Raw genomic sequence first — 16,072 nt, 5'->3', positions numbered from 1 at the left:
GGCGGATGCTTCCCTGCACCAAATCTACTGCTTGGCGGAGAAATGGCCCGGATTGAAGCCGGGTTGCCTGCCCGAGGGGGCCCCACCGGACCCCTTTGGCTACCAGCGTCCGTTGCGGGGACGTGGCTGGCACACCGGGCACGTGTACGAGGAACGGTTCATAAACTGCTCACGGCGGATCAGCGCGTGGATTCCCGCAGCGGCACACCGCCTGCACGGCTGGCCTTCCCGCCCGTAGGCATTGAGTGAACGGTCGAAGTACCCCGAGGCGCCGTTGACATTCACATACAGGGAGTCGAAGCTGGTCCCGCCCGCTGCCAGGGCATCAAGCATCACCTCGCGGGCGCTTTGCAGTACCCTTTCCGCGTCGGCGCGGCGCAGCGTGTCAGTGGGCCGGGCGTAGTGAAGGCGTGCACGCCACAACGCTTCGTCGGCATAGATGTTTCCGATGCCGGACACCAGGCCCTGGTCCAACAGGGCACGTTTCAGTCCTGTTTTGCGTTTGCGGAGTCGGCGATAGAAAAGGTCAAAGGAAAAGGCGGTATCCAAGGGATCCCGTGCGATGTGCGCCGCCTCCCCGGCAATCAGCGGAAGGGGCGATTCGGCAAGCCCGCCGGGAGCGCCGTCGTCCGTTGGAACCAAAGTGGTGACGAACAGCCCCCCAAAAATCCGCTGGTCCACGAACCGCAACTGTTCCGGCATGCCTTCGCGCGGACTCAGCCCGATCCGAACTTTGAGGTGTTTCTCGTCGGGGACATCGCGGCACTGCATCAGCAGCTGGCCGCTCATACCCAGATGCGCCATCAACGCCACTTGGGGAAGGCCGGCAGGACCGTCCAGTCCAGGCGTCCCAGGGCCCGCTGACGTATCAAGCAGCGGCATCCAGAGGAACTTGCCCCGCCGCACGACGTCCGCAACGGTTGCGCCCCGGAGGTTACCGGCGAAGTCCTCGGTTCCCAGGGCGTGACGGCGGATCGAACGCGGGTCGAGGACCTCCACACGTTCGATGGTCCTGCCGCGGACCCAGTTCACCAGGCCCCGGCGGACCACTTCAACCTCGGGAAGTTCAGGCACGCAGGCTACTTGGCTGCTACGGAACCGGCCGACTTGCCGGTCGGCCCGGAACCGGCATCGCCGGTGAGGGCCCGCCAGGCGTCGGCCGCAGCTTCCTGCTCCGCTTCCTTCTTTGAGTGTCCGTTGCCCTTGCCATAAGCTTTGCCGCCAATGTGCAGGGCAGCGGCAAAGACCCGCGCGTGGTCCGGGCCGGAGCCTTCCACCGCATAGTGGATGCTTCCGAGCTGGCGGCTGGCGGCAAGTTCCTGGATGCTCGTCTTCCAGTCGGTGCCCGCACCCAAAGCGGCAGCATCCTTGAGGAGGGGACCGATCAGGCGCATCACAAGCTGGCGCGCCGTCTCGATGTCGTTGGACACATAGGTGGCGCCGATCAGCGCCTCCATGGTGTCCGCCAGGATGGACGCCTTGTTTTTGCCCTCGGTGAGCTTTTCACCCTGCCCGAGGTAGATGTAGTCGCCAATGCCCAGGCTGCGTCCGATGCCGGCGAGGGCACGGGTGCTGACCACGGCGGAACGCCGCTTCGCAAGGTCGCCTTCGGGGAGGTCCGGGTTATCCCGGTACAAAGCGTCCGTCACGGAGAAGCCCAGGATGGAGTCGCCCAGGAATTCGAGCCGCTCATTCGTGGGAATGCCGCCGTTTTCGTAGGCGTAGGAACGGTGTGTGAGCGCAAGACGAAGCGTCCCGGCGTCTATAGAGACACCGAGACGCTTCAAAAGCTCTTCAGTTGAAGACATCATGTCAGCCGGAGGGGCCGATTAGACGTCCGCGACCTTGCGGCCCTTGTACTCAAGGAACAGCGCGGTGCCGGCCGAGTCGGTGACGACCTTTGCCTGGTGCGGCAGGCTGTAAGTAACCTGGCCGTTCTCCACGGTCTTCACCAGGTGGGGGGCGGTCGCCTTCCACTGCGAGCGGCGGGCGCGGGTATTCGAGCGAGACATTTTCCGCTTGGGAACAGCCACGGCTAACTCATTTCTCTCTAGACAAACACGTACAAATCAATTTTGCCGGTCAGGCTTAGCCATATCAGCTAGGGCAGCCCAGCGAGGATCCAAGACCTCGTGGTGGTGCCCCGGCTCGTCTTCCAGGCGAACTCCGCATTCGGAGCAAAGGCCCTGGCAGTCTTCCCGGCACACCGGCTGGAACGGCAGATTGGTGACAACCGCGTCCCGCAACACCGGTTCAAGATCGATTACATCGTGCTCGACTCGACGTTGCTCTTCATCATCTTCTTCATCCGAAAGCACTACGCCCTCATAGAAGAAAAGTTCTTGCACATTGACCTCAAGGTCATACGCAAGGGGATCCAGGCATCGCCCGCATTCACCGGTTACCCCGGCTATTGCGGTTCCTGATACCAGAATTCCTTCGTGTACGGCCTCAAGCCTCAGATCCAGCTCGATATCCGAGCCTTCCTGAACACCAATGAGCGCCACACCAAGATCACCCGGTGCGGGTACATGTTCCGTCAGTGTCCGCATGCTTCCCGGACTGCGTCCGAGGTCCTTGACGTCGAACGCCAGGGGCGAACCAGCATCTCGTTTAATGAGAACTCCTGTTGAACATATGACCGACGTACCATCTTAGCCCGAAGAGCCACAGGGACTCAAACCAGGCAGCCGGCGGCGCCGAAGTACCGACCTAGCCTACCCTGTTGGCGGGTGTTACGGCGCCGACTCGCCCGCAACCAGCCGCCGGTGCACGGACCGGGGAACGTATTCCGAGACACTGCCGCCAAGTCCCGCAACTTCCTTGATCAGGGTGGAGGACAAATGGATGTAGTGGGCTTCGGCCGGAAGAAACACTGTTTCCACACCGCTGAGCTGGCGGTTCATGGTGGCCATGGGAAGCTCGTAGTCAAAATCCGAAGAGGAGCGGAGGCCCTTGACGATCGCCGAGACCCCACGCTGGCGGCAGTACTCGGCCAGGAGTCCTTCCCCTACGGGTTCCACCACGATGCCCTTGAGTGAGGCCAGGGTTTCCCGCGCCATCTCCAGGCGTTCTTCCAGGGTGAACCTGTACTTCTTGGCGGGGTTGGTGGAGACCGCCACGATGACTTCGTCGAAGAGGCCCGCCGCCCGGGCAATAACCTCAAGATGACCATTGTGGATGGGGTCAAAGGAACCGGGGCAGACAGCTCGTCTCATGCTCCGAACCTACCCCATGAAAAGGCCGGGATACCATGACTGGATGCATCCACGACGGGAAGTTTCCACCCCCACGGCACCTGCCCCCTGGCAGCGGACCGCGCTCGGAGCCAACCTGCTGGGGCCCGACGGCGGGCTGGGCGTCACGATTTTCGAAGAAATGACCACCCTGGCCGTCCACACGGGCGCCATCAACCTGGGCCAGGGCTTTCCGGACGAGGACGGCCCGCGGGAAATAAGGGAAGCTGCCCGCGCCGCCATCGCCAGCGGAGCAAACCAGTACGCGCCGGGCAAAGGCGTCCTGGAACTGCGGGAAGCAGTAGCTGTGCACCAGGAAAGGTTCTACGGCCTCACCCCCGACCCGCAGACCGAGGTGATCGTTACCACCGGCGCCACCGAGGGCATCGCCGCCGCCCTGCTGGCATTCGCCGGACCCGGTGACGAGGTCCTGACCTTTGAACCGTTTTACGACTCCTACGGCGCAGTCATCGGCCTGTCCGGCGCCACGCATGTGACGGCTCCCCTGCTGGCCCCGGACTTCATGCCGGACCTCGCCGCGCTGGAGGCTGCCTTCAGCGAGCGGACCCGGGTGGTGCTGCTGAACAATCCCCATAACCCCACCGGTGCCGTCTTTCCGCGCCAGGTCCTGCAGCGCGTCGTCGACTTGGCCCGGAAGCATGACTGCCTGATAGTTACTGACGAAGTGTATGAACACCTCACCTTCGGCGACAGCCACGTGCCGGTGGCGTCCCTGCCGGGTGCCGGCGACCGGACCATCACCATTTCTTCGGCCGGCAAGACCTTTTCCCTGACCGGATGGAAGATCGGCTGGCTCACAGGTCCGGAGGAACTCGTGTCCGCTGTGCGCACGGTCAAGCAGTTCCTCACCTACAGTTCGGGCACGCCGTTCCAGGCAGCCATTGCCACCGGGCTGGGCCTGCCCGACGCTTTTTACACGGACATTGCCGCCACCCTGAAGCACAAGCGGGACATCCTCAGCGAAGGCCTGAGGACAGCGGGCTTCGACGTCTTCACCCCGCAGGGAACGTACTTCGTCAACGTGGACACTGCACCGCTGGGCATCCATGACTCCGTTGACCTGGCACGCAGGCTCCCTGGCCTGGTTGGCGTGGCCGCCATCCCGGTCCCTGTTTTCTGCCATCCCGGGGGCGCTGAGAGGACGCGAAGCCTCCTCCGGTTTGCATTCTGCAAAAAGACCGAAGTTTTGGAGGAAGCCGCCGCCCGGCTGGCCGCCCTCGGCGGCCGGCTCTGATGCAGGCAGGCAGAGAGGGGCGGACGGAGCGGTTCCTCCGCGCCACCGGACAGCACGCAACCATCGAACCCGACGCCTTCACGGACGGCAGCTACGTGCTCAGCATCGGCGGCGCGGAGCAGTCCCACGTCAATCTGGCCCGGCCGGACGAGATCTTTTACGAGTACCTGCGGCGGATCGGCCACCTCGTAGACCTGGCCGCCCCTGCCGGACTGCCAGTGACAGCACTGCATCTGGGCGCCGGGGCACTGACACTGGCGCGCTATATCCAGGCGACGCGGCCGGGGTCGGTCCAGCACGCGGTGGAGCTGGAACGTGAGCTGCTCGATTTCGTCCTGCGCCAGCTGCCCCTTCCGGAGGGGACGGAGCTGCATACCGTCATCGGAGACGCGCGCGGCGCCCTCGCTGAACTTGAACCCGGACTCCGGTTCGACGTCGTCATCCTGGACATCTTTTCCGGCCCGGAAGCGCCGGCGCACCTGGCATGCGCCGAGTTCTACAGCGAGGTGCGGGAACGGCTCACCCCGCGCGGACTGCTGATCGTCAATGTGGGCGACGAGCCGGGGCTCACCCTGGTCCGCAGCCAGGTGGCAGCCATGCGGCGGGCGATGGGCGACGTTGCCGCGTTTGCGGAAACAGGAATGTTCGAGGGGCGCTATCCGGGCAACATCGTCCTGGCCGGCACCCAGGCGCCTTGGCCGGAAGGCTGGTCCGCGGAGTTGGTGTCCCGCGGCCCGCACCCCGCCAAAGTCCTGGCGGGCGTGGACCTGGACGCACTCGCGCCCTAGTCCCGGTCCACCGCGCCGCCCTGACCGACAGCGTCCTGGTCAACCGCGTCAGTGTCCTGGTCAACCGCGTCAGTGTCCTGGTCAACCGCGTCCTGGTCGATAGCGTCCGGGTCGATGGCGTCCGGCACAAACGGCTCCGCGAACCACAGCCGGGTCTCGCCGTACTTTTTCTCGGCGAACCGTGCCAGGCCGCCGGGCCAGCCCGGCTCAGGTGAGCGGGACGACCGCTCCACCACCACTACCGCCGCCGGCGAAAGGTGGGCGGCAAGTTTTTCAAGCGCCGCGGACAACGCGGTCTCCTCCAGCGGATAGGGCGGGTCCAGGAATACCAGGTCCCAGACTGACGTGTCAGTGGCGCGCTCCAGGAAAGGCTCAACCTTGGAACGGTGGACCGTCACGGCCTTGCGCCCCAGGACCCCATTGATGAGGTCGGCATTGCGCTGGCATACGGCACTTGCCTTGGCATCAAACTCCACCAGATCCACCGTCTGCGCCCCCCGGCTGCCGCTCTCCACACCCAACGAACCAGAGCCGGCGTACAGGTCCAGCACCCGGGCGCCGCTGATGACTTCAAAGGCGTCCAGCCGTGAGAACAACGCTTCCTTGACCCGGTCCGTAGTAGGCCGCGTCAAGGAACCCGGAACAGACTGCAGGGGCATACCGCCGGCCGCGCCGGAAATGATGCGGCTCATCGGGCGCCCGCGCCCCGGCCGCCGCGCATGTCGGGTTCAACCGTGTTAACCGCGTTCAAGGAACGCCTCCTTCTCGGGATTGAGGTATTTGTCGATTGCCTCCGCCAGGTCCGGGTGCGCATCAAGCGAAGGATCCTGCGCCACGATGTGCTGGGCATCGTCCCTGGCACGGCTGATGATGGCTTCGTGTTCGAGCACGCGAAGCAGTTTCAACGTGGAGCGGCCGCCGGACTGGGAGGCGCCGAGGATGTCGCCCTCGCGCCTCAGCTTGAGGTCCTCCTGGGAAAGCTCGAAACCGTCGGTGGTGGCGGCGACGGCATCCAGCCTCCGCCGGCTGGGGTGTTCAGGTTCCAGCGCGGTGACCAGCAGGCAGGTCCCCGGCAGGCCACCCCTGCCCACCCGGCCCCGCAGCTGGTGCAGTTGGGAGATGCCAAACCTGTCGGCGTCGAGGATGACCATAAGCGTGGCGTTGGGAACGTCGACGCCCACTTCAATCACAGTGGTGGACACCAGGAGCTTGACGGTGTTTGCAGTGAAAGCGGCCATCGCGGCGGACTTCATTTCGGGTGCCTGGCGCCCATGCAGCGGTGCCAAGGGAACCCCGGCAAGGGCTGGCTCATCCAGGAGCTGTTCGACGACGGCGGTCACCGAGGCGAGTTCCCGTCCGTTTTCCCCGTCGGAACCTTCGGCCAGGTCCGCTTCCCCGGGGCTGAAGTCACCGTCGTCGTCCGTCCCGATCTTCGGGCAGACGACGTACACCTGGTGACCTGCTTCGATTTCCTCGCGGGCACGTGCCCAGATGCGGCCCGCCCAGGCGGGATTCTCCGCAAGCCCCACCAAGTGGGTGCTGATAGGTGCCCTGCCCGCGGGGAGCTCGTCCAGAACCGACGTTTCAAGGTCCCCAAACACGGTCATGGCAACGGTGCGCGGGATGGGCGTGGCCGTCATCACCAGCAGATGGGGCGGTTTCCGCGCCTTGGCCCGGAGCACATCCCGTTGCTCCACCCCGAACCGGTGCTGCTCATCCACAACGATCAGTCCCAGGTCGAAGAAGGTGACGTTGCCACTGAGCAGGGCATGGGTGCCGATGATGATCCCTGCTGTTCCGGAGGCGGCGTCCAGCAAAGCCTGCTTTCGCGCCGCAGCGGGCATGGAACCTGTCAGCAGCGTGACCTGGACGGAGGCGTCGTCGAGACCTCCCAGCAGGCCGTCCCTGGAGAGCGGCCCCAGGGAGCGGCGGATTGAGTCGAAATGCTGCGCCGCGAGGACCTCGGTAGGCGCCAGCAACGCGGCCTGCCCACCGGCGTCCACTACCTGCAGCATGGCCCGCAGTGCCACGATGGTCTTCCCGGACCCTACTTCGCCCTGCAGCAGCCGGTTCATGGGAGAGTCACGGGCCAGTTCCGCTGCGAAGGTTTTCCCGACGGCGGCCTGCCCGGCGGTGAGGGTAAACGGAAGGTTGGCGTCGAAGGCGGTGAGCAGGCCGCCGGGGACGGGCCGGCGTGCCGTGGCTTCCTCCGCGGCCAGTTGCGCCCGGCGCCGGGCCAGCGCCGACTGCAGCACCAGCGCTTCGTGGTAACGGAGCCGGTCCCGCGCACGCCGCCAGTCATCAGCAGATTCCGGGGCGTGGATGAGCCGGTACGCCTGGGCGGGCGGCAGGAACCCTTCGCGTGCGGCGACGGCATCCGGAACCGGATCCGGCAGGGCGTCGAGGTCCACGGTTTCCAGCAGGGTTGAAATTGCCTTTTGGATTTTCCAGCTTGGAAGCTTGGACGTGGCCGGGTAGACCGGAATGGGCATGGCCGCGAGTTTTTCCGGGTCCTGGCCGCCCTCGCCGAAAGGGTCGTCATCGAGGAGCTGGAAGTCGGGGTTGGTCAGGCCCAGGGTTCCCTTGAAGCTGGTGACCTTTCCGGAGAACAGTGCCCTGCGTCCCTGCAGGAGTTCGGACTTTGCCTTGAATCCGTTGAAGAAGCTGATTTTGAGGGTGCCTGGAACTTTGCCCCTGTAGTCCGTGCCGCCTACGAGCCGGAGCCCTTGTTTCCCGTCGTCGTCGGAGACAATGACGTCGGTAATGGTCCCGCGGCGTGCCTGCATGTTCCGGGTGCTGCTGGACAGCACCCTGGCAATGAGGGTGACTTCCTCGTCTCGGGGGATTTCGCCGATGGGTGTCAGCTCGCCGCGGTTCATGTAGCGGCGCGGAAAGTAGTTCAGCAGACCGTCCACCGTGGTGATGCCAAGATGCTTTTCGATGACCGCCGCGGAACGTTTGCCAAGGCGCCGTTCCAGCGCAAGGTCCAGTTCAGCGCTCATGCCCACTGGAGTTCACTGCATCCGGGCGCGGTTCCTGTGGCACAGCAAGTTCGCTGATACTGATCTGGACCGGGTCCCCGAGGGACCGGATGATGGCAACAGCAGGCTCAGGGGCAGGGACGTGGACGTGGACGCGCCAGCGGTAGTTTCCGTCGCTGTCGGGACTGCTGCCCACCTGGCTCATGATGACTGACTCGCCGATCTCATCAAGCTGCTGCCGGAGCGTTGCGGCGTTCAGGGGCGAGAGGCTGATGGTGCACATGACCTCGACGCCGTCGTCGTCCGGCAAGGCGGTATGGATATGGGGATCGGACACGTCATAGCCGTGCAGCCCGTCCAGGAGCTCGCTTTGGAGTTCCTCACCCAGGACAGCCGACCGGAGGCAGTCCAGGATCAGGAGCATTCCCACTCCGCCGGCATCCACCACGTGCGCGGACGTCAGTGCGTCCAACTGGTCCTCAGTGCGGATGACAGCAGCAAGGGCAGCCTCGACGGCGGCATCCAGTGCCAGGCCCAGGGCGTGGTTGCTGTCATCGCCGTTCTGCCCCGCATCAACGGCTGCCGCGGCCCGCGCAGCAGCTTCCATCACTGAAAGCATCGTTCCGGGAACGGGATCGCTGAGAGCAGACCACGCCCGGATCTGGGCGCGGTTCAGGGCCGCTGCCAGCAGCGTGGAAGTCAGCCGGGTATGGCCTGCCAGGGGCTCAGCCGCCGCGCAAAGGAATACCGAGAACAGGGTCCCGGAGTTGCCCCTCGCTTCCTCCATGGCCGCCTGGCCGGCACTGGCCAGTACGGCGCCGACGTCCAGTTGTGCAGGCTGGTCCCCGGCAGCCGCTGCAGTTTGGGCAGCAGCACGGACGGTGATGTACAGGTTGGTACCCGTGTCGCCGTCAGCCACCGGGAAGATGTTGATGGCATTGAGGCGGTCGCTGTGGTTTCCAAGGACGGTCTCAGCCTTGCCCAACCACCTCTTCATCGCTTGCGCGTTGGCGGCAACCTTAGTGTGCAAAGTGATCCCATCCCCCGGTGTCCGCGGACCGGCCTGCTATTTTGACGCTCGGGCTTTCGTTGCTTCCCAATGCTTGTATCGAGCCTATCGCAGTGAATCCGGCAGGAAGCTGAACGTGCGGCGCGAATGTGGCCAGCAGCCCGTGATCCTCCCCGCCGCCCAACACCCACGCCATCGGCTCCATCCCCAGCAGCTCCGCGGCGGGCCGCAGCATACCCGCCAGCGTTCTCAGCTGCGCCGCATCCAGGTCCATGATGACGCCACTGGCCGCCGCCAGCCGCAACCCGTCCCGCAGCAGGCCGTCCGAAATATCCAACATCGCGGTGGCACCGGCGGCCCGGGCAGCAGGCCCGGCAGCCAAGGGGGGCCTGGGCCTGCATTGCAGGTCCAGAAACACCCGCTGAGCGGGAGCAAGGGCATCGACGTCTGCTGTGGACTCGAGAAGGGCCAGGCCCGCGGCCGCATGCCCGGCCGTTCCGGCAAGCGCCAGGATGTCCCCTGGTTGCGCGCCCGACCGGAGAACAGCGTGGTTGCCGTCCAGCGTACCCAGGACGGCGACGGTGACCGAGATCTCCCGGCCCCTCCCCAGGTCACCTCCCGCCACCGAACACCTGGTGGCGCCCAGGTTTCTGATCCCGGCCGTCAGCCCGTCCGCCAGGTCCTCCACCCAGGCAACGGGTGTCTCCGGAGTCAGGGTAAGGCTGACCACCAGCGAGGTGGCGGTGGCTCCCATTGCATTGATGTCGCTGAGATTCTGTGCCGCCGCCTTCCAGCCGACGTCGAAACCCGTGGTCCGGTAGCCGTTGGGCCATTCCAGCCTGAAATCCTGGTCCTGCACCTGCGTGTCAATGCTGATGACGGTCTTCCCGTCAGGGGCCGCCACCACGGCGGCGTCGTCCCCAGGGCCGAGCAGTGTGGCCTTGCTGTGGTCCCCTTCCATGGCGAGGCGCGGAAAAATCAGCGCCAGCAGCTCGGCTTCGGAGAGGGCTGCGACGGCGGGCGGCTGCTCTTGGACGGTTAAACGCTTTTCAGGCACGCCACTACGCTACAGCGGGCCCCCGACATTGGCAGTCTGGTCCGGCCGGGCCGCCGGTGAGCTGTCGGGGGGAGCCGCGCCGCAACGATAGTCTTGGAGGTATGCACCGCCCTCAGCTTTCCCTGCCCGCACGCGCTGCCAGGATGGCGCTGATCGGGACTGTTGCTTCGCTCGCCCTGGCCGCATGCTCCCCCGCGGTGGACGTCCCTGCTGCCCGGGATGCCGCGAACCCGGCGTGCGCTCCCATGATGGTGGCCCTGCCGGAAGCTATCGGCGATTCCGCGCTGCGCAAGACGAACAGCCAGGCCACCGCGGTTTGGGGCGATCCGTCCCTGGTGATCCTTCGCTGCGGCGTGAACGTGCCCGGTCCCACTACGGACCGGTGCGTCACCGTCAACGGAGTCGACTGGGTGATCAAGGAAGGAGACCCCGTATGGACGCTGACCACCTATGGCCGGGATCCCGCTACCGAAATCCTGATGGATCCGGACAAGATCAGCTCTGCCACCGTCCTGGCCGATCTCGCCGTGGCCGCGGGTGAGATTCCGCCCACCCGGAACTGTGTGGGCCAGGAAGAGCTGCAGGACCTGCCGCAAAGCCGGTAGGTTCCAGGGCCAACGCCGGCAGGGTTCCCTGGCCGAAGCGAAGCGAGGTCAGGGCGCAGGCGGGGAAAGGCTAGCGGAGCCCGGTTTTCCGGTTCAGGGCGAGGTAGATGAGTTCGTCGATCAGCTCCGCGTAGTCCAGCCCCGAGGCGGCCCACATCTGCGGGTACATGCTTTTGGGGGTGAAACCCGGCATGGTGTTGATCTCGTTGATGATCAGCTGGCCGTCCGGCGTGTAGAAGAAATCCACGCGGCTCAGGCCCTCTGCCCCCACGGCGTCAAAGGCGGCTGCGGAGAGCTCCCGCACCCTGGCGATTGCTTCCTCCGGAAGGTCCGCCGGGCAGCTGAGCGATGCGGCATCGTCCTCGACGTACTTCGCGTTGAAGTCGTAGAACTCGTGGGTGCCGCCGGCCACGGAGATCTCGCCTGGCATGGAGGTCCGGGGAGCGTCGGTGCCCCTGCCCTCCAGCACCGCACACTCAATTTCACGGCCCACAATGCCGGCCTCAATCACCAGTTTGAGGTCGTGCCGCCGTGCTTCCTCGATGGCGGCGTCCAGGTCGTCGAGTGAATCAACTTTGGAAATTCCCATGGACGAGCCGGCCCGCGCAGGCTTAACAAAAACGGGGAAGCCAAGCCGGTCCACCTGTTTCCGCACGGATTCCGCGTCCTTGCGCCATTGCCTGTCGGTCACGGCGATGTACGGGCCGACCTGAAGGCCCGCAGCTTCGAAAACCACTTTCATAAAGTGCTTGTCCATGCCCACGGCCGAGGCCAGGACGCCGGCTCCGACGTACCGGGTGTCGGAAAGTTCCAGCAGCCCCTGGATGGTGCCGTCCTCCCCGAACGGGCCGTGCAGCAGCGGGAACACCACGTCCACTGCACCGAGTTCCTGCGGCACCTCGTTCGGCGAGGCCACGATCAGCTGATGTTCGCCGCCGATCTGGGCCAGCGTCACCGTTTGCTGCGACGGGGCCACTTCCGGAAGCGATGACGCCGCCAGGGACCACTGCGCAGTATCGGCGGCGGCCAGCACCCATTGCCCCGACTTCGCAATCCCGATCGGGATGACCTCGTACTTATCCTTGTTGATCGCACCAAGCACGCCGGCAGCGGTCACGCAGCTGACAGCATGCTCGCTGGAACGGCCGCCAAAAAGTACCGCCACCCGGGGCTTCGCCCCGCCGGCCGGCTCTGCTGCGGTCAGTTTGTTATGGGACATTGTCAGTGTTCGCCTTCAGGTTTCAGTTCCCGGGCCAGCAGGACGGGCCCCAGTTGGTCAACGGACAGCTTGCCTGCCAGCACAGCAACGACGGCGGCCGTGATGGGCATGTCCACGCCCAGCTTTTCAGCCAGTTCGTGGACGGCCTGGCCGGACTTGATGCCTTCGGCGGTCTGGGTCATTTTCTGGCCCACTTCCTCCAACGTGAGGCCTTGGCCCAGCAGCCGCCCTGCAGTGTGGTTCCGCGACAGGGGCGAGGAGCAGGTCGCCACCAGGTCGCCCAGCCCGGCCAGGCCGGCCATTGTCTTCGCTTCCCCGCCCAAGGCCAAGGCAAGGCGGGACGTTTCAGCAAGCCCGCGGGTGATCACCGAGGCTTTGGTGTTGTCCCCCATTTGCCGGCCCTCGCAGATGCCCACCGCCAGCGCGATGACATTCTTGACGATGCCGCCGATTTCCACGCCGACAATGTCGGAGGTGGTGTAGGGCCGGAAGTAGGGTGCCGTGCAGCTGCGCGCGATCCAGCCAGCAGACGCCGCGTCGGTGCAGGCAACCACGGAGGCAGTAGGTTCTTCGCGGGCAATCTCCATGGCAAGGTTTGGCCCGGAGACTATGGCAATGCGTTCGGTGGGCAAGCCGAGTTCCTCGCTGATGACCTCGCTCATCCGGGCGTCGGTACCCAGTTCAAGGCCCTTCATCAGGGAAACCACCATGGCGCCGGGAGCGATCAGGTCCTTGCAGCCCCGCAACTGCGGCCGCAGGGACTGGGCCGGAACGGCGAGGACCACCAGATCTGCCCCAACAAAGACGTCGCGGACGTCGGTGGACGCCGTGATGCTTTCCGGGAGGGCAATGTCCTTCAAGTACTGCGAGTTGCGGTGGAACGTGTTGATTTCCTCCACCACTTCGCTGCGCCGGCCCCACAGGCGGATGGCCCGCGGTTCGCCTGACGCGGCGGCAGCATCAGCCAGGATCTTGGCGAACGTTGTCCCCCAGGAACCGGCGCCGAGCACCGCGACGGACCGGGCCGAACCGGGGTGATTCCCCTCAGAGGTCACCGGACGTCCGTTCCCCGGTCTGCTGCTGCCCGCGTTCCACGAAGCGGCCGTGCTTCGCCTGCTGCTGCTTCGCCGGATCCCACCGCTGCGCCGGAGGCTGCTCACCCCGGAGTTCCGCCAGGAGGCTGGTGATGGCGTCCATGATGGCGTCGGTGGCTCCGGTCAGCGTGGCCTTGTCCAGGGGACGGCCGGTGAAGGCGCTGAGGTCGACGGGCTCGCCCACCACCACGGTGGACTTTTTGCGGGGGAACAGGTGGAACCGCTTGCCGTAGCGGGGGAACACTTCGTGCGCACCCCAGTGGGCGATCGGAACCACGGGAATGCCGCCTTCGAGGGCCAGCCGCGCCGCGCCGGTGTGGCCCTTCATGGGCCACAGGTCGGGGTCGCGGGTAAGTGTGCCCTCAGGGTAGATGATGATGGCGCCGCCCTCGGCGACAATCTCCTGGGCCACTTGCAGCGAACGGTTGGCTCCCGCCGTCGAACGTTCCACCGGGACCTGCTTGGTTGCCCGCAGGACCCAGCCCAGTACGGGAACCTTGAAGAGTCCCGCCTTCGCCAGGAAGTGCGGCGCACGCTTGTGGTTGTAGAGGAGGTGGCCGATAATCAGGGGGTCGATCTCGGTGCAGTGGTTGGGCGCCGCAATAAAACCGCCGGCAGGCAGCTTTTCAGTACCCTCCCATTTCTTGTCCATCATGAGGTTGAACAGGGGGCGCACTATGCCGGCGACCACCGCAAGGGTGGCGCGGCTCTTGGCCGATTCCTTCACGTCGGTACCGTTACTTCGCCGTGGTGATGTCGAAGTCCGCACCCAGCCCGGCGAGCTTTTCGGTGAAACGCTCGTAGCCCCGGTTGATGATGTCGATCCCAGTGACGCGGGAGGTTCCTGTGGCTGCCAGGGCCGCGATGAGGTGGCTGAAGCCGCCGCGGAGGTCAGGCACGTCGATGTCCGTTCCCTTGAGCTGGGTGGGCCCGGAGATTACCGCGGAGTGGAGGAAGTTGCGCTGGCCGAACCTGCAGGGCACGCTGCCCAGGCATTCCCGGTGCACCTGGATGCTGGCACCCATGCGGATGAGGGCGTCCGTGAAGCCAAACCGGTTTTCGTAAACGGTCTCGTGGACGATCGAGACGCCTTCGGCCTGCGTCAGCGCCACAACCAGCGGTTGCTGCCAGTCGGTCATAAAGCCGGGGTGCACGTCGGTTTCCAGGACCAGCGGGGTGAGCTTCCCGCCGCGGTGGTAGAAGCGGATGCCTTCCTCGCCGATGTCCATGCCGCCGCCCACCTTGCGGTAGGTGTTGAGGAAGGTCATCATGTCGCGCTGGGAGGCGCCTTCGACGTAGATGTCGCCCTTCGTTACCAGGGCAGCGGAGGCCCATGACGCAGACTCGTTGCGGTCCGAAAGCGCGCGGTGGTTGTAGCCGCCCAGGTCACGGACACCCTCAATGCGGATGGTGCGGTCGGTCTGGACGCTGATGATCGCGCCCATCTTCTGCAGCACGGCGATGAGGTCGATGATTTCCGGTTCCGTTGCGGCGCCGGACAGTTCGGTGATGCCCTCGGCCCGCGTGGCGCTCAGCAGCACCTGCTCGGTGGCACCAACAGAGGGGTACGGCAGGGAGATTTTCGCGCCGTGCAGGCCCTTGGGAGCGGAGATGTGAATGCCGCCGGGCCGCTTTTCCACCACGGCACCAAACTGGCGGAGCACATCAAGGTGGTAGTCAATGGGACGGTCGCCGATCTTGCAGCCGCCAAGGTCCGGGATGAACGCTTCGCCGATGGCGTGGATCAGCGGGCCGCAGAGCAGGATGGGAATGCGGGAGTCGCCGGCATGCGCGTCGATGGCGGTGCTGGGTGCAGTCTTGGCCGCCTTCGGGTCCAGGGTGAGGTCCCCGTTCACAGGGTCCTTGACCACGGTGACACCGTGCAACTGCAGGAGGGAGGTGACTACCTCCACGTCCTTGATCTCCGGAACGTTCCGCAACACGGACGGTTCGTTGCCCAGCAACGCTGCCACCATCGCCTTGGGGACGAGGTTTTTCGCTCCCCGCACGGTGACGCGGCCCGTAAGCGGGACTCCGCCGCGGATTGTCAGAACACTACTCATATACCGGTTTCCTTACGATGACTAGCCCCCAAACCCTTGCAAAGGCTCCAACCAAGCATAGGAGGTCGCGTTACCGAACCGAAATACGCGGGCGACGGCGGCAGGGCGTGGCGCACCGCCGTCGCGCGTTTGTGGAGTTGGGCAGGGCTGCTTGGGCCGGCTCAGGAAAGGCGGGCCGGCAGGGTTTTCGGCTTGAAGGCGGGGCGCGTGGCCTCGTAGGCGGTGATGTCCGCCTCGTGCTGGAGGGTCAGCCCAATATCATCCAGGCCTTCGAGCAGGCGCCACCGGGTGTAATCGTCGATTTCGAAGGGCGCCACAATGTTGCCGCAAACCACCGTCTTGGACACGAGGTCCACGGTGACCTCGGTTCCCGGAGCGTTCTCCAGCTCCTTCCAGATCAGTTCGATATCGTCCTGGGCGACTTCGGCAGCAAGCAGGCCCTGCTTGCCCGAGTTGCCCCGGAAAATGTCCGCGAACCGGGAGGAGAGAACGGTCTTGAAGCCGTAGTCCTTCAGCGCCCATACAGCGTGCTCACGGGACGAGCCGGTGCCGAAGTCAGGACCGGCAACCAGGACCGAGCCGGAGCTGAAAGGCGCCTGGTTCAGGATGAAGGCCGGGTCCTTGCGCCATGCCGAGAACAGTGCGTCCTCGAAGCCGGTCCGGGTGATGCGCTTGAGGTAGACGGCGGGGATGATCTGGTCCGTGTCCACGTTGCTCTGGCGCAGCGGGACACCGATGCCGGTGTGGGTGGTGAACTTTTCCATG

Annotated in this window: 17 protein-coding genes; 3 read left to right on the top strand and 14 right to left on the bottom strand. The window is 65.3% G+C overall.

Translation table 11 applies throughout. The annotated features are described in order from the left end of the window. Positions 1–99 precede the first annotated feature (99 nt). The 5 genes from mutM to coaD all read right to left on the bottom strand — a co-directional run bounded on the left by mutM (position 100) and on the right by coaD (position 3,218). Positions 100–1,074 carry a bifunctional DNA-formamidopyrimidine glycosylase/DNA-(apurinic or apyrimidinic site) lyase gene (mutM, locus tag ACFVYC_RS02835; protein ID WP_387546316.1) on the bottom strand — a complete coding sequence of 325 codons (975 nt, stop codon included), beginning with the start codon at positions 1,072–1,074 and terminating at the stop codon, positions 100–102. Positions 1,075–1,079: 5 nt separating this feature from the next. Further along, positions 1,080–1,808 (bottom strand): ribonuclease III, encoded by a 729-nt coding sequence (gene rnc / locus ACFVYC_RS02830; RefSeq protein WP_387546314.1) that lies wholly within the window; start codon positions 1,806–1,808, stop codon positions 1,080–1,082. 21 nt (positions 1,809–1,829) lie between these two features. Next, positions 1,830–2,033 (bottom strand): 50S ribosomal protein L32, encoded by a 204-nt coding sequence (rpmF, locus tag ACFVYC_RS02825; RefSeq protein ID WP_009356569.1) that lies wholly within the window; start codon positions 2,031–2,033, stop codon positions 1,830–1,832. A 36-nt stretch (positions 2,034–2,069) separates the two neighbouring features. Beyond that, positions 2,070–2,594, bottom strand: coding sequence for a YceD family protein (locus ACFVYC_RS02820; RefSeq protein ID WP_387547109.1), 525 nt, complete (start codon positions 2,592–2,594; stop codon positions 2,070–2,072). A gap of 141 nt (positions 2,595–2,735) precedes the next feature. Next, positions 2,736–3,218, bottom strand: coding sequence for a pantetheine-phosphate adenylyltransferase (gene coaD, locus ACFVYC_RS02815; RefSeq protein WP_387546312.1), 483 nt, complete (start codon positions 3,216–3,218; stop codon positions 2,736–2,738). A 43-nt stretch (positions 3,219–3,261) separates the two neighbouring features. Between coaD and ACFVYC_RS02810 the strand changes: the two genes are divergently transcribed. Further along, on the top strand, positions 3,262–4,491 hold the full coding sequence (locus ACFVYC_RS02810; protein WP_387546310.1) for an aminotransferase class I/II-fold pyridoxal phosphate-dependent enzyme: 1,230 nt from the start codon (positions 3,262–3,264) through the stop codon (positions 4,489–4,491). Beyond that, positions 4,491–5,279 (top strand): spermidine synthase, encoded by a 789-nt coding sequence (locus tag ACFVYC_RS02805; protein ID WP_387546307.1) that lies wholly within the window; start codon positions 4,491–4,493, stop codon positions 5,277–5,279. Before ACFVYC_RS02810 ends, ACFVYC_RS02805 begins: the two co-directional genes overlap by 1 nt. Here the strand turns inward: ACFVYC_RS02805 and rsmD are convergent. The 4 genes from rsmD to thiL are packed head-to-tail and all read right to left on the bottom strand — an operon-like array spanning position 5,276 to position 10,326. Beyond that, on the bottom strand, positions 5,276–5,971 hold the full coding sequence (gene rsmD, locus ACFVYC_RS02800; protein ID WP_387546306.1) for a 16S rRNA (guanine(966)-N(2))-methyltransferase RsmD: 696 nt from the start codon (positions 5,969–5,971) through the stop codon (positions 5,276–5,278). The genes ACFVYC_RS02805 and rsmD overlap by 4 nt on opposite strands. Positions 5,972–6,016: 45 nt before the next feature. Further along, positions 6,017–8,281 (bottom strand): ATP-dependent DNA helicase RecG, encoded by a 2,265-nt coding sequence (locus ACFVYC_RS02795; protein WP_387546304.1) that lies wholly within the window; start codon positions 8,279–8,281, stop codon positions 6,017–6,019. Beyond that, a complete protein-coding gene (locus ACFVYC_RS02790) occupies positions 8,271–9,257 on the bottom strand; it encodes a DAK2 domain-containing protein (protein ID WP_387546303.1) in 987 nt (328 codons plus the stop codon). Before ACFVYC_RS02790 ends, ACFVYC_RS02795 begins: the two co-directional genes overlap by 11 nt. A 22-nt stretch (positions 9,258–9,279) precedes the next feature. Further along, positions 9,280–10,326: a thiamine-phosphate kinase gene (thiL, locus tag ACFVYC_RS02785; RefSeq protein ID WP_387546301.1), complete on the bottom strand. Its 1,047-nt coding sequence runs from the start codon at positions 10,324–10,326 to the stop codon at positions 9,280–9,282. Between the two features lie 101 nt (positions 10,327–10,427). Between thiL and ACFVYC_RS02780 the strand changes: the two genes are divergently transcribed. Continuing rightward, positions 10,428–10,931, top strand: coding sequence for a DUF3515 family protein (locus ACFVYC_RS02780; RefSeq protein ID WP_387546299.1), 504 nt, complete (start codon positions 10,428–10,430; stop codon positions 10,929–10,931). Between the two features lie 70 nt (positions 10,932–11,001). Here the strand turns inward: ACFVYC_RS02780 and ACFVYC_RS02775 are convergent, their stop codons facing one another. The 5 genes from ACFVYC_RS02775 to leuD form a co-directional block, all read right to left on the bottom strand. Beyond that, positions 11,002–12,150 carry a D-alanine--D-alanine ligase family protein gene (locus ACFVYC_RS02775; RefSeq protein WP_387546297.1) on the bottom strand — a complete coding sequence of 383 codons (1,149 nt, stop codon included), beginning with the start codon at positions 12,148–12,150 and terminating at the stop codon, positions 11,002–11,004. A gap of 2 nt (positions 12,151–12,152) precedes the next feature. Beyond that, a complete protein-coding gene (locus tag ACFVYC_RS02770; RefSeq protein ID WP_387546294.1) occupies positions 12,153–13,205 on the bottom strand; it encodes an NAD(P)H-dependent glycerol-3-phosphate dehydrogenase in 1,053 nt (350 codons plus the stop codon). Continuing rightward, positions 13,195–13,971, bottom strand: a complete 777-nt coding sequence (locus ACFVYC_RS02765) for a lysophospholipid acyltransferase family protein (protein ID WP_387546292.1) — start codon at positions 13,969–13,971, stop codon at positions 13,195–13,197. Before ACFVYC_RS02765 ends, ACFVYC_RS02770 begins: the two co-directional genes overlap by 11 nt. Positions 13,972–13,981: 10 nt before the next feature. After that, positions 13,982–15,307: a UDP-N-acetylglucosamine 1-carboxyvinyltransferase gene (murA, locus tag ACFVYC_RS02760; protein WP_387546289.1), complete on the bottom strand. Its 1,326-nt coding sequence runs from the start codon at positions 15,305–15,307 to the stop codon at positions 13,982–13,984. A 161-nt stretch (positions 15,308–15,468) separates the two neighbouring features. Continuing rightward, positions 15,469–16,071 carry a 3-isopropylmalate dehydratase small subunit gene (leuD, locus tag ACFVYC_RS02755; RefSeq protein ID WP_104042166.1) on the bottom strand — a complete coding sequence of 201 codons (603 nt, stop codon included), beginning with the start codon at positions 16,069–16,071 and terminating at the stop codon, positions 15,469–15,471. Position 16,072 lies beyond the last annotated feature (1 nt).

Source organism: Pseudarthrobacter sp. NPDC058329 (assembly GCF_042879835.1).
Lineage (GTDB): Bacteria > Actinomycetota > Actinomycetes > Actinomycetales > Micrococcaceae > Arthrobacter.
The sequence above is the reverse complement of the archived record's forward strand: the minus strand, read 5'-3'. Positions and strand labels throughout refer to the sequence as shown.